At 40.7% G+C, this 14,159-nt stretch carries 10 protein-coding genes; 1 reads left to right on the top strand and 9 read right to left on the bottom strand.

Annotation, left to right across the window (positions count from 1 at the left end):
• Nucleotides 1-29: 29 nt before the first annotated feature.
• From porK (G0Q07_RS02360) to topA, 8 genes are all read right to left on the bottom strand, one after another.
• A complete protein-coding gene (gene porK / locus G0Q07_RS02360) occupies nt 30-1,391 on the bottom strand; it encodes a T9SS ring complex lipoprotein PorK/GldK (protein ID WP_163344573.1) in 1,362 nt (453 codons plus the stop codon).
• A 108-nt stretch (nt 1,392-1,499) separates the two neighbouring features.
• Entirely contained in the window at nt 1,500-2,351 is an 852-nt protein-coding gene (gene porN, locus G0Q07_RS02355) for a type IX secretion system ring subunit PorN/GldN (RefSeq protein WP_163344572.1), read from the bottom strand.
• Between the two features lie 6 nt (nt 2,352-2,357).
• On the bottom strand, nt 2,358-3,968 hold the full coding sequence (gene porM, locus G0Q07_RS02350; RefSeq protein ID WP_262887986.1) for a type IX secretion system motor protein PorM/GldM: 1,611 nt from the start codon (nt 3,966-3,968) through the stop codon (nt 2,358-2,360).
• A 12-nt stretch (nt 3,969-3,980) separates the two neighbouring features.
• A complete protein-coding gene (gene porL, locus G0Q07_RS02345) occupies nt 3,981-4,886 on the bottom strand; it encodes a type IX secretion system motor protein PorL/GldL (RefSeq protein ID WP_163344570.1) in 906 nt (301 codons plus the stop codon).
• A gap of 30 nt (nt 4,887-4,916) precedes the next feature.
• Nucleotides 4,917-6,263, bottom strand: a complete 1,347-nt coding sequence (porK, locus tag G0Q07_RS02340; RefSeq protein ID WP_163344569.1) for a T9SS ring complex lipoprotein PorK/GldK — start codon at nt 6,261-6,263, stop codon at nt 4,917-4,919.
• A gap of 110 nt (nt 6,264-6,373) precedes the next feature.
• Entirely contained in the window at nt 6,374-7,318 is a 945-nt protein-coding gene (locus tag G0Q07_RS02335; RefSeq protein WP_163344568.1) for a PorP/SprF family type IX secretion system membrane protein, read from the bottom strand.
• A gap of 117 nt (nt 7,319-7,435) precedes the next feature.
• Nucleotides 7,436-8,587: an arginase family protein gene (locus G0Q07_RS02330; protein ID WP_163344567.1), complete on the bottom strand. Its 1,152-nt coding sequence runs from the start codon at nt 8,585-8,587 to the stop codon at nt 7,436-7,438.
• Between the two features lie 53 nt (nt 8,588-8,640).
• Nucleotides 8,641-10,974 carry a type I DNA topoisomerase gene (topA, locus tag G0Q07_RS02325; protein ID WP_163344566.1) on the bottom strand — a complete coding sequence of 778 codons (2,334 nt, stop codon included), beginning with the start codon at nt 10,972-10,974 and terminating at the stop codon, nt 8,641-8,643.
• 213 nt (nt 10,975-11,187) lie between these two features.
• On the opposite strand from topA, the gene G0Q07_RS02320 reads away from it, so the two are divergent.
• Nucleotides 11,188-13,569 carry a transglycosylase domain-containing protein gene (locus G0Q07_RS02320; protein ID WP_163344565.1) on the top strand — a complete coding sequence of 794 codons (2,382 nt, stop codon included), beginning with the start codon at nt 11,188-11,190 and terminating at the stop codon, nt 13,567-13,569.
• 54 nt (nt 13,570-13,623) lie between these two features.
• Here G0Q07_RS02320 and G0Q07_RS02315 read toward each other — a convergent pair whose 3' ends face one another.
• Nucleotides 13,624-14,142, bottom strand: a complete 519-nt coding sequence (locus tag G0Q07_RS02315; RefSeq protein WP_163344564.1) for a nitroreductase family protein — start codon at nt 14,140-14,142, stop codon at nt 13,624-13,626.
• Between the last annotated feature and the right edge of the window lie 17 nt (nt 14,143-14,159).

The raw sequence follows: 14,159 nt of genomic DNA, 5'->3' as shown, positions 1-14,159 counted from the left end.
ATAATAATGAACTGCGCGAGTATTAAACTTTATTCTTGAATACCGCGTCGGCCACCAAGATCATCGCGGAAAGAAGTTCTTACGCAACGGAAACCGATGTATGATTTTGCCGTATCCTGGTATTCAAATGTACGTGTACCCGACTGAATGTAATAAGCTATGTCTTTCCACGATCCACCACGTACTACTTTACGTTTCATAACCGCAGGATCATCGGGGCGGGCATTGTACTGAATTTCCGGGTTATAATCGTCGATAGCATTGTAGCCTGCTTCATAAAAAGCTGTTGAAGTCCATTCGGCAACATTCCCGGCCATATCGTAAACACCGTATGGATTAGGATCGAATTGCCCCACTTTCATGGTTGTTGTGGTAGTTGGACTATCGGCAACATAATTTCCACGTAAGGGCTTAAAATTAGCTACAAAACACCCGTCTACATTTCGGGTATAATAACTTCCCCAGGGGTACATATTGTTGTGCATTCCTCCACGTGCAGCAATTTCCCATTCGCTTTCTGTTGGCAGGCGGTAATCGTGTGCAGGCGCTTCATTAAAACGGTCTACCGAAAATTCTTTCAAACTGTTGCGCCAGTTACAAAATGCTCTTGACTGATCCCAGGTTATTCCAACAACCGGATAATCGTCGAATCCAACATGCGAAAAATATTTCATGGTGAAAGGCTCGTTGTAGGTGTAGGCAAAATCCCTAATCCAGCAAAGAGTATCAGGATACACCGGTACTGACTCACGCATTAAAAACGAACTGCGGTTTTCAATTGGCACTAGTTCTCCATCCGAATTTATAACGGAACCTTCATAACGCTGGGTTTCGTAATTATAAGCATTACTGCGTTTTGCCGCCTGTTTATAATCTACCCAATAGTATTCGTAAACCAATTTACGGGCATCAACTTCCTTTTTATAAGCAAAGCGCTCATTTTCCGGAACGTATAATTCATCCATGGCCATTTGATACTCAGGGTCGTCCCATTCAATTCGTTCTTCCCAGTTAATTTTTGGCTCTTCAAGCGGAGCTCCGTATTTATCTTCCGTTATCAGGAAATCCGTATAGGTTTGACCAAGCAGCTCTCGTGCTTTTTTATCGCGTACCCAATACACAAACTGACGGTATTCATCATTTGTAATTTCGGTGTCGTCAATCCAAAAAGCTTCTGTTGATACTGTACGGTTTTCGGTTTGGGCGTATAACTCATCGTCATTAGCTCCGAGGTTGTAGGAACCCCTCTCAATATAAACCATCCCGAAAGGCGTTGGCTCAAACCATTTTTCACTTGTTCCTTTACCCAAAGTAAGGTACTTGTTGCTTTCGTTCCTGCACGAGGCCAGAAAAAGCGTAAGTATAAACAAGTATGTAATGGTTTTTCTCATCAAGTATATATTCGATACTACCTTAATAAACGCCTTGTCAATTTTAAAATTGTTTCAAAAAAAAGCCTTATGACAACACATAAGGCTTTTTTTATGCTTGTTATCGAATTAATATTCCCAAAGATCTTGTTCAAAACTAAAGATCTCGTCTTCAATTCTTTTTGATTCCAACATCGCTTCTTTTCCTATCAGGTATGAACTAATGTCGCGATTATTGTAAATGTTAGATTCTTTTACGATATAGCTATTGAACATTCGTTTTATGAACAAGTCGTCGTAAGATTGCTGACGTGCTTCGTTGTAAGGATTTTGAACCAAATTCGTTGCCAACAAAGGTCGTGCTTCAGGATAATAGATCCAAAATACCTTCTGACGCTGAACTTCTCCTGAAGTATCCCCATCACGCACGTATTCACGAATTGGGCAAATTCCCAGAATACGCACATTTAATGATGATGTTTGCTTATCGAAATACCACTGTTCTTTGATCATGAATTGCTTGATCTCGTTTGGACGAATTTCGCCCTGAACCTGAACTTGTGTACGTTCACCGGTATCAAAATCGATTTTCTCTTCTGTTGTAGCTTCGGCTCCAAACCTGGCTTTTACCTGTGCATAGCTCATCGGGATTTTAAAATCGTCATCAGCCTGTGCATCATAAGGAGTAAGTTGTCCGTTATCAATCCCTTTCAGCAATAACGATATCAGATTTGTACGATCAGCAACCGGTATAGTCGGGTAATAAAGCGGAATATTCATCTTTTCCCGCAGATCGATTACACGCCAAAGTGTTTTCTGCCAGAAAACATCCGCCTCACGTACCGATACCAATGGCATTGGCTTTTTCTCGTAAATATCGTTTTGTTTATATGCTCCGTTTACGATTTGGGCGTCGGCACTCTTATGCACGGCACCTAAAACAATAACAAGCATTCCAATATAAACAACTATCTTCTTCATAATTTCTTATTTTATTGTAAATGATATTGGGTTAAGGTCTCTGATTGTACCATCATCACCTCTTGCCTTAATATCTCCGATATAAACATGACTATTAATGTTCACATTCTCCATTGCTCTTTTCTGTTCGGCAGTAAACCGGTTTGAATTTGATGGATAACGATTAATATAGCCCCCTTGCCCGGTTGTTTCCATTGTAAACTGAGTAACAGTGTAACCAAATTCAAAATCGAAATCTTCCAATACCGCCAAAATTCCATCTTGTATACTCAATACTTCTTTACGAATCTCTCCACCCGCTTGTCCATTAATTTGCGCTACCGGATCGGGAACACGTTTAACGCGCCAATCTGTTGTACCAATCAAACGTCGGCTACCATTAATTGTTGCGTAAACACTAACTTTCGTTTGACGTCCCATTTCATCCAGTTCGGTTGGTTCAATCATATAAGAATCGCCTTGCTTTGTTACGTTACCATTGGTCATTTGGACTTGCAGGTCTTCATTTGGAATTGCTCCGCCACCCACATCGAATGGATTTTTCAGCCCTTTGTAAAACACATTCATTTTTGTGGCTGACATGGTTACAGTTGGTTCCGATACCTGGTATTCCTGCTCAAATGGATAGCTTTTTATAATTCCTCCCGGCGTTTTATATTTTATTAAACCACTCCAGGTGAATTTACCGGCCTCACTCGTATTTCCAATATAAGTTGCCTTTCCATCTTCTACTTCAACCTCACGACCATTAATCAAAATTTCGGGTTGTTGCGTTGTATCTTCAGCAGCAAGGAAAACTTCAGCTCTGTATTCATCACCCATTAAAACAACATTTGAATTGGCGATAACGCGAGCTCCTAAACGGTTAAATTTAAATGAGCCTTCATCAATTTCGGCATACAAGTATTTTGCTACGTAAGCTTCAGAGTTTTTGACATCAATTTGAATTTTGGATAACAATGTCATAACAGCAATTAAAGGCTTATCTTCAAAGTGCTCTGACTCCCAAGTTTTATAGTTGCCCTCTCCTTTTGCCCCTTCTTCAGGATCATCAGTATTAAGCTCACTTAATATGGTCTCACGAAGCTCACTATCATCCTCACTGATTAATGAAGAAAGAAACGAACGATATTCGTTAATTTCATTTTTAAGATCAGTTGCTCTTTTTTGGGTTATCATCAATTCTGATGGTCCGTTCAAGTCATCCTTTTTTGCAACTTCAACAACTGATCCGTCGAGTTTTGTATGATAAAATCCTTCTTCATACATCGGATTGTCTTCATCTACCGGCTTCTCTCCGGAGTAAGCTACTACCTCGTCTTTTAATGCCGAGACATAGGTGATCATTTCCTCCGATTTATTCTTGAGCTGATCGGCTTTTTCTTTCCATTCTCCAACTTTCGTTGGATTTTCAATATAAGCTTGCTCAAACGATGAATAAATCTGCTCGTTCTGCATGTCCACTGCCTCGAGCGTTTGCAGCAAACTACTGTCTACCACGCGAAACGCTTCAAGTACCTCAGCCGCAACGTTAAGTGCTAACATTGCGGTGAGTACAATGTACATCATATTTATCATTTTTTGCCTCGGTGTTTCCGGACAATTCTTTGCACCCATACGCTTAAGACTTTACTTTTTATAGCTCATTGCACCCAACATATTGCCATAAATTTTATTTAAGGCTTCAAGGTTTTTGTTGAGTGATTCAGCATTTTCTTTATACTTTTTCAATTCATCGACTGAAGAGCTTAGGATGCTATTCATTTGAGTAAGATCCTGATTAAACTTCTGGTTGGCTTTGAATTGATCCTGAGTATCTTTTAATTGGTTTTCGAAATTGCTGTTCAGGCTATCTAAATTTTTATTAAGTCTTTCCAGGTTCCCCGAATATTGTTTTGAACTACTTCCAATATTCTCCAATTCTCCCGATATAACATCCGATGACTTTTGATAAACAGCGGACAGATTTTTTCCGGTTTCAGCAAGTTGATTGGACGCAACAGAATATGAATCGATTAAGGTGTCCACCGAACTATTGATCGATTCGTTTGCCTTGTTACTGATTTGTGCAAACGAATTCATAGATTCAGAGGCTGATCCCAGGTTTTTAACATACATATCAGTGGCAAGTGTTGCCGAAGATATATCGCTAATTCCCTTTGCAGTATTGCTTAATTCAGCTAATCCTTTTCCAACCCGATCCATTAACTCCGGAGTAAGTTCTGAGCTACCAAAAAGTGTTTCAAGACCATTGTTCTTGTTGGTTTTGAACTCTTTCATTTCCTCCAGCTCATAATCTTCATTTAGTTCCGGATAAACCTTTTCCCATTCGGGGATATTAGGTTGTGGCTCGAATGCTGAGAGGAAGAAGATAAACGCCTCCGTTAGCAATCCTACGGTTAATAACTCGCTGGAACCTTTCCAATGTTCAAGTTTGAACAAGGCTCCAACCATAACGACTGCCGCTCCCCATCCATAAACATAACCCATGAATGTTTTCCAGCGCTTAGTTTTAAATAGTTCTCCCAGATTCATATCGTTTAGTATAAAGTTTTGATAATAGTACTAAAATTCTTCGCCAAATGTAGAGCGAACACATCGGAAACCAATGTATGATTTGGTTGTGTCCTGATATTCGTAGTTTCGGTTTGACACCTGCACAAACTGAGCAATATCTTTCCACGAACCACCTCTAATCACTTTACGCTTCATTACGGGAGGATCATCCTTGCGGGCATTGTATGTAAAAGTTGGGTTTAAATCACTGAAATAATTATATCCTGCTTCATCGTATGCGGTACTTGTCCATTCCGAAACGTTACCGGACATATCGTATAGTCCGTAGTCGTTTGGATCGTAACTTCCTACTTTTATGGTTGCTATCGAACCATCTTCTACATAATTACCACGCAATGGCTTGAAGTTAGCTAAAAATACACCGTCTTCATCGCGGGTGTAATAACCACCCCAAGGATACATCGAGAAATCTTTACCTCCTCTGGCCGCATACTCCCACTCTACTTCGGTAGGTAAACGATAAGCCATCAAAGTTGGCTCGCCTCTTTCTGACAGGTAATCAGATTGAATTTTTGTTCGCCAGTTACAGAAAGCATTAACTTGTTTCCAGGTTACTCCCACTACCGGATATTCGTCGAATCCCGGATGCCAGAAATAACGTGTTGCCAGGGGTTCGTTGTATGAATAGGTAAAATCTCTGATCCAACAAAGTGTATCAGGATAAACATGAACCTGATCTTGCATCATAAACGATGAACGGTTTTCTATTGGCACCAAATCACCTTCAATATTGTACACGTTACCTTCGTAACGTTGTGTTTCGTAGTTAAAACTGTTACTTCTTTTGGCCGCCTGATTCAAATCTACCCACCAATATTCGTATACCAGTTTACGGGTATCAATGCTCTTTTTGCCAAAAAAACGTTCGTTCTCAGGAATATACATATCTTCCATGGCCATTTGCATATCAGGGTCTTCCCAATCTATCTTTTCGTCCCAGTTGATTTGTGGAGGATCGATGATATTCCCATCCCTGTCTTCTGTGATCAGGAATTCAGGATACTGGTCGCCTAACATACGACGTGCCATCGATTCCTTTACATAGTCAACAAACTGGCGATATTCATTATTGGTAATCTCGGTGTCGTCCATCCAAAATGGCTCTTGCGATACCGTTCTTGTTGGAACACCGGCCCTACTTGCGTCCTCATCGCTTGGCCCGATATTGAAACTCCCTCTACGAACATATACCATTCCCAGTGGTTGTGTTTCTTTAAATCGCTGCCTTCGTTGTACTCCTGTCAACTCTCCGTTTCCTCCCGAGCCACCACCAAAGCAGCCGGATAGGATAAGTGCAAGCAAGAATACAGTTGCAATTGAAAGTAGTTTTTTCATAATGTGTCTTTTATACTTTTCGAGCTCTGATTGGTCGTTAAAAATAAGTAGAAACAATGAAATAATAAAATATTAATTCTGTTCCTTATCTTATTTACTTTAAACATATTTTACAAAAATCTAATACTCTTGTATTTTTGGTTACGATTTCTCTCTAAATCAATCGAATAACTTACAAAAAATTCGTTCGAGGCAAATCCATTGCTTTTTATTGCCGATGTTACTAAATCGAACGAATATCCAATTCGCATTCCATTAAACAGTTCCATTCCCATAAGTAGTGCTACCGCGTCCTGCACTCTGTACGATATTCCTCCCCAGAATTTATCGTTATAGACCACGTTTGCGTTCAAATCGATCTGCCACGAAGCCAAATCTGACTTTAGCAAGAACGACGGCCGCACCTCAAATAACGGATCGGATAGTTTAATATTGTATCCGCCAGTAAAATAATAGTGTCGAGCCAAAAAATCAACCGCTACATCGTCGTACATTACTTCTCCCTGATTGATATGTGTTGCCGAAAACCCGGCATAATATTTATTGGTGTACAAATAAGCACCAAAACCTACATCGAATGTAATCTGGCTGGCTTCTTCATTTGGAACAGAAGGATCTGATTCAGCCGGTGTATACATCTCTCCCTGCGGCACGTCCCATTCAGGACTAATGTTAAAATTAAAAATTCCGGGGGAAATACCAAGTCCTAACGTTCCTAATGCGGTTGTTACCTTGTATGAATAATTTAAGTTCACCCACGTATTTTTATAAAACCCCCATTCATCGCTAATCACGTTTACTCCAATCCCTCCTGGAGAACCAAAAGCATTAATTGCTGCATCAACGCTAAAAACCAGTGTTTTTGGGGCTCCTTCGAATCCCGACCACTGATAACGGTTTAACAATATGCCATTAATTGCATCTTCAGCACCGGCATACCCTGGGTTTACACCCAACTTATAAAACATATTATTGGTGTACTGAGGATCTTGCTGACCGTGAGTAACTATTGTAACCGACATTATAATAAATAAAAAAGATACAGCCTTTCTCATACTTCTCTTTTCATAGGGCAATTTAGCCTTTTCTCTGCTGTGGCAAAGAAACAAAATATAGTTGTTTGTAACAATCAACTGTTAACAAGGTATGCAAAGAACGGTTATAAAGGGGTATTATTTTAATATTTCATCGGTTTTTTGCACATATTTCAACCATAACTCAGGAATTTCGTTGCCACTGGCTGCTTCATAATCCTTTTCTGAACAGGCAAAATATAAGGTTTCGTTATTTATGGCTTGAACCTGAACCCACAACTGCCCGGTATCTTCGTTTTTGCAAAATACCAGAGGCCCTGATAATTCTGGTATTTCCACACTAAAGGTGGAGAAACCATCGCCCTGCTCCGGTTTTCGCTTGTCTCTTATTAAGTAGCCCTGAACAAAATACCAAACCAGTTGTGCTGCCAGATTTACGGACAACTCCACCGTTTCCGAATCAATATTTAATCCAAATAATCCGAATACTTTCATTCGGTTACTTGCTCCGGCGTATTTCATTAACTGGCAGGCTTCGTCGGCATATAAACCATTCGGAAGATTTAAACTATTTGCTGTTTCGGAATACTTAAAAGCCGCCATATCAAAAGTTAAAAAGTCACTGTTTCGGAGAACGGGTTCAGCACCACTTAAATTATCTCGTAATTTCCCCAGCCGCAAATGAGCATTAATTCCCTTGGTCTTCTCAAAATAAATATCGGGAACATAATGACTTTGATAAGCCAGCAAGCTAAACTGAAAAAGATCGGGCATGGTTTTAAAAACCTGCGATAAGTAATTTGTTGAGCTTAACGATTCAACACCCTTTTTAACATCTAAAAAGGCATCAACAGCAGTTAACGAGAAAAAAGGATCAGACCTGAAAGCCTGACAAACACCGTAGCTGTAATCCTGGCTTCCTCCTAAAATAATGGTTACAATGTCTAATTCATTCAAATAATCAACCACATCGCGCAGTGCCAGATAGTTCCCCTTGTGACTGGTTGATGCTTTTAAATTACCAAGATCGACAATGTTTAGTTTCCGAACATCTGCTAAACGATAAAATGCCTTACGCAATTTATCTGGTGTTGCCGTTCTTTCAAAATCATCGTGCCCACTGTTAAACGGAACACCAACAATGGCCAGCTCAATGTTTTTCAAACGGCCTTCCTGAAGTTTATGCGTATTCTTTTCAATGGTGCCACCCATCGAATATTTCCAGGCAAAAGGCACATTGTCGACATACTGCGAAAAATCAACCGCATCAAAGTAGGGAAACAAATTCATTTTTTTTGCTTTTAAAAATAAAGGCAAATGATCAAATCACCTGCCTTTATTCTTTATTTTTTTCTACCACGTCGGTTTTTAGGCTCCGGAGCCGATTCAATGATCTTTATACAATCATCGTAAGTTAGCTCCTCAGCCTTTGTTGTTTTTGGTATCTTATAATTTTTCTTTTTATGCTTTATGTAGGGTCCCCATCTGCCATTAAGCACCTGAAGTTCTGCATCTTCATCAAATATCTTAATAACTGCTTTACGATCTTTTTCACGTTTGGCTTCAATCAATTCAATCGCCCTGTCGAGCTTTACCGAATATGGATCATCTTCTTTTCCGAGCGAAACAAATTTATTATCGTGACGCACATACGGACCAAAGCGACCAATAGCAACGGTTACCTTTTTGTCTTCGTATTCACCCAGCTCGCGCGGAAGTTTAAATAAATCAAGTGCTTCTTCCAACGTAATTGTTTCGATATGCTGACCGGTACGCAAGCTTGAGAACTGTGGTTTCTCAGTATCTTCTTCCTGCGAAGTTTCACCAAGTTGAGCCAACGGGCCATAACGTCCGATTTTTACCGAAACTTGTTTTCCCGTTTTTGGATCGACACCCAGAATACGTTCTCCTTTTGAGCGCTCTGCATTTTCAAGGGCGTGCTCCACTTTGCCATGAAACGGCTGATAAAATTTATCGATCATCTCGTTCCACACTCTTTTCCCATCGGCAATATCATCAAATTCTTTTTCAACATTTGCGGTAAAGTTGTAATCCATTATCTCATCGAAATTATCCATGAGAAAATCGTTAACAACAATACCAATATCGGTTGGGAACAGTTTATTTTTTTCAGCACCGGTAATCTCGGTCTTTTCTTCCTCTTTAATTTTTCCGTCTTTTAGCGTAAGAACGTTATAATTCCGTTCCACTCCGGGACGCTCCTCTTTTACAACGTAGTTTCTGTTCTGAACCGTTGTAATGGTTGGCGCATAGGTTGACGGACGGCCAATACCCAGCTCTTCAAGACGTTTAACCAACGATGCTTCAGTAAAACGCGGCGGACGTTGCGAAAAACGCTGTGTTGAAATTACCGACGTCATCTCTAGAGGATCGTTTACATGCACAGGCGGAATAAGCGATTGCCCACTTCCGTTTGTATTTTCATCGTCGGTCGATTCAATGTAAACCTTCAGGAAACCATCGAAAACAATTACCTCACCGGTTGCCTGAAATTTCTCCGTTGCATTCGACACGTCGATTGTAACATTGGTACGTTCTAAAATTGCATCGGCCATTTGCGAAGCAATCGTGCGCTTCCAGATCAACTCGTACAAACGCTGCTCCTGCGACGATCCGTCAACCGTTTGGTTTTCCATATAGGTAGGACGAATAGCCTCGTGCGCTTCCTGGGCTCCTTTAGATTTATTTTTGAACTTCCTGATTTTCACATAGTTTTCACCATGAAGCTCTGTAATCTTTTGTTTCGAAGTATTTATAGCCAGCCCCGATAAGTTCACCGAGTCGGTACGCATGTAGGTAATCTTACCACTTTCATACAATCGCTGGGCAACCGCCATTGTTTGCGACACCGAAAATCCCAGCTTTCTACTGGCTTCCTGCTGCAAGGTAGATGTTGTAAATGGTTGCGCCGGCGATCGTTTCCCCGGTTTTTTTACCACATCGCTTACTTTAAAATCGGCAGTTTTGCACTTTTCGAGAAAATCATTAGCCTCATCGCGGGTTTTAAAACGTTTTGAAAGTTCTGCTTTTAATTCGGTGGTATTCCCTTTTTCATCCGACACTAAAAAGTATCCGTTTACACGAAACCAGGTTTCCGAGTTAAAATTGCGGATTTCGCGTTCGCGTTCAACAATTAAACGAACCGCTACCGATTGCACCCTTCCGGCACTTAACGATGGTTTAACTTTTTTCCACAAAACCGGCGACACCTCGAAACCCACAATGCGGTCTAACACGCGACGGGCCTGTTGCGCATTTACCAAATGCTGGTCAATATCTCTTGGATTTTCAACGGCACGCGTAATTGCATCTTTGGTAATTTCGTGAAAAACAATTCGTTTTATTTTATCATCTTTCAGCTTCAACACCTCTTTCAGGTGCCAGGCTATTGCCTCTCCCTCGCGGTCTTCATCGGAAGCCAGCCATACCGTTTCGGCCTCCTTTGCTAACTTTTTCAGTTCTGTTACTATTTTCTTCTTATCGGAAGAAACTTTATATCTGGGTTGATAATTGTTCTCAATATCAATCCCGAAGTCTTTCTTTTCCAGGTCTCTAACATGACCCATGCTTGAGGTCACCACGTATCCATCTCCAAGAAATCCTTCTATTGTTTTCGCCTTTGCAGGGGACTCGACTATAACCAGGTTTTTGTGCATATTCTTTCTAATCCGTTCTAAAAATTCTGCAAATTAAAGAAAATGATGAGCTAAGTTCAAAATTTAATGAGCTATTTTTTATTTTCTATTTAATTGAAAATGACGATTTTATTTTTTAAAAAATAAAATAATATCCAATTTCGAGGCGTTAATTAGCTTGTTGCCATAACAGAATGGTATATATTTGTTGCCACATTAAAATGAGTGAAATTCATGAGCGAAACAAAAAAAAGCTTTAAAACATACATCATTATTTTTTGGTCGATCGTTGCCCTGGGGCTCGTTTCGGCTTTTTTCCTTTTCTTCCTGATAGCCAAGGGGAACCTGGGTTTTATGCCAAGTTTTAAGGAGCTGGAAAACCCACAAAATATTCTGGCAACGGAGATCTATTTTGAAGATGGTCCTTCCATTGATAAATATTTCAATCAGGAGAACCGCAGCTACGTAAACTACGAGAATCTGCCTCCACATTTAATAAACGCGTTGATTGCAACAGAGGATGTTCGTTTTTACGATCATTCGGGAATTGATTTTCGTGGACTAATTCGTGTTGTAAAAGGAATTGTTATCGGCGATACCAGCTCAGGCGGCGGAAGTACTTTAAGTCAACAGTTGGCAAAAATGCTTTTTCCGCGCGATGGTTTTTCAAGTAGCCTGGAGTTGGTACTGCGAAAATTTAAAGAGTGGGTGATAGCAGTAAAACTTGAGCGCAGTTACACCAAGGAAGAGATTATTCTGATGTACCTGAACAAATACGATTACCTGAACAACGCCGTTGGAATTCGTTCGGCAGCCGATGTTTATTTTAATGCTCAGCCGGATTCGCTGAAGCTTCACCAGGCCGCTATGCTGGTTGGAATGGCTAAAAACTCTTCGCTTTATAACCCTATTCGTCGCCCCGGCATGGTATTACAACGCCGAAATGTAGTGCTGGCTCAGATGGAAAAATATGGCTACATCACTCCCGAAGTTGCCGATTCTGCTAAACTACTCCCACTCGATCTGGAATATAATAAAGTTGATTACAAACTCGGACCGGCACCATATTTCCGCGAATACCTGCGTTTAGCGCTGACAGCCAAAAAACCGGAGCGCGATAATTATGCCTCGTGGCAAGAGCAAAAATACATTGAAGATCTGGATGAATGGGAAAACAATCCGCTATATGGCTGGTGTAACAAAAACAAAAAAGCCAATGGCGAACCTTACAATATTTACACCGATGGTTTAAAGATATACACAACGCTCGACTCGCGCATGCAAAAATATGCGGTTGAAGCCGTTGAGCAACATTTGCGTTACGACCTGCAGCCCCTGTTCGATGGAAGCATGGAGGGGCTAAACAATCCTCCTTTTGCCAATAACATGGGCCGCGAAGAGGTGGAAAACCTATTGAACCGGGAAATCCGAAAAAGCGAACGTTACCGGGTAATGAATCTAGCTGGCAAGAGCTTTTCGGAGATTAAGGAAACGTTTAACGAACCCGTTGAGATGTCTGTTTTTGAATGGAGTGGCGAAGTAGACACCTTGATGACTCCGATGGATTCAATAAAACATTACCTGCGCTATTTCCGCTCCTCGTTTATGGCTATGGACACCGAATCGGGGAAAGTAAAAGCATACGTTGGCGGCCCCAACTACAAGCATTTTATGTACGACATGGTAAAAGGTGGAAAACGCCAGGTTGGCTCTACTGTTAAACCATTTTTGTACACGCTCGCTATGCAAAACGGACTAACACCTTGCACAAAAGTGCCGTATGTAAGTCAACAATTTCAACAATGGGACGGCAGTATTTACGAACCCAAAGATGCTGATGTTGATCCGGAAATGGACGGAAAAATGGTCACTCTTAAATGGGGCCTTGCCAACTCTAAAAACCGTATTTCGGCCTGGGTATTAAAGCAGTTTAATCCACAAGCTGTGGTTGATGTGATGAAACGCATGGGTATTTATAGCCCGATTGAAGCTGTAAACTCCATGTTTTTAGGTGTTTCGGATGTAACACTTTACGAAATGGTTGGAGCATTCAATACCTATGCCAATTTAGGAGTTTACACCAAACCGTATTTTGTAACCCGAATTGAAGATCGACATGGTAATGTAATTGCCCGTTTTAATCCTGAAAAACATGAAGCTATTGACGAAGAAACAGCTTATTTAATGTTGAATTTGTTGGAAGGAGTAATAAGCCCAGATGGTACCGGAGCTCGTTTGCGTGGTTCAAATCTTTGGCGCGAAAGAGTAACAAAAGAGTATGGCCAATTTACCATGCCAATTGCCGGAAAAACAGGAACCACACAAAACCACTCCGATGGTTGGTTTATTGGTACAACACCAAAACTTACTGCCGGTGTTTGGACAGGCGCTGATTTGCGAAGTATACATTTCCGCACCATTGGATCGGGGCAGGGTGCAAACATGGCGCTGCCAATTTGGGGTTATTTCTACAAAAAAGTTTTGGCCGACGAATCTATCGGATACAAAGAAAACAAGATGGAGTTCAAAAAACCTGCTGAATTTAACATTAACCTCGATTGCGATGAACTGGAGAAAAAGAATAGAACTCCGGAAGAATTCAACGATTTCTTTTAAACATTATAAAGTGATACCCTCACACAGAGTGAGGGTATCACTGACTTTTACATCTTACATCTTATTGATTTTTATCTTCTCAAACTGCAGCTCATCAAATGGCTTGCCTTCTCTCCACTTTTCAGGATAACCAACAGTTACAATGCTCAGCACTCTGAAGTTCTCACGGATATTTAGCAAATCCTGAATGTACTTTTCCGCCGAAATTGTTTCATCGTGCATACGTTTTCTAATTTGTACCCAGCAACTTCCCAAATCCAGTGATTGTGCGGTTAGTTGTAACAAAATAGAAGCTATGGAACAATCTTCCACCCAAACATCGTTAAGGGTTTCGTTGGCGCAAACAACAATGGCAAGCGGTGCCGTTGAAAGTGGTGCAACACCATGAGGCTTGCAGCTTTTTAGCTTCTCGATCAACATTTTGTCGTCAACAAAAATAAACTCCCAGGGATTGATATTTTTTGATGACGGCGAGCGTAAAGCAGCCTCTTTTAATAACTCTATTTTTTCGGGTTCGATCTTCTGATCGGTGTATTTACGAATGCTGCGTCGGTTTCTTAGTATTTCGATCATTGTTTTTTTTTGCAAAG

The sequence above is a fragment of the Draconibacterium halophilum genome (assembly GCF_010448835.1).
GTDB lineage: Bacteria > Bacteroidota > Bacteroidia > Bacteroidales > Prolixibacteraceae > Draconibacterium > Draconibacterium halophilum.
Note: the sequence above shows the minus strand (reverse complement) of the source record. Positions and strands in the feature narration are given on the sequence as shown.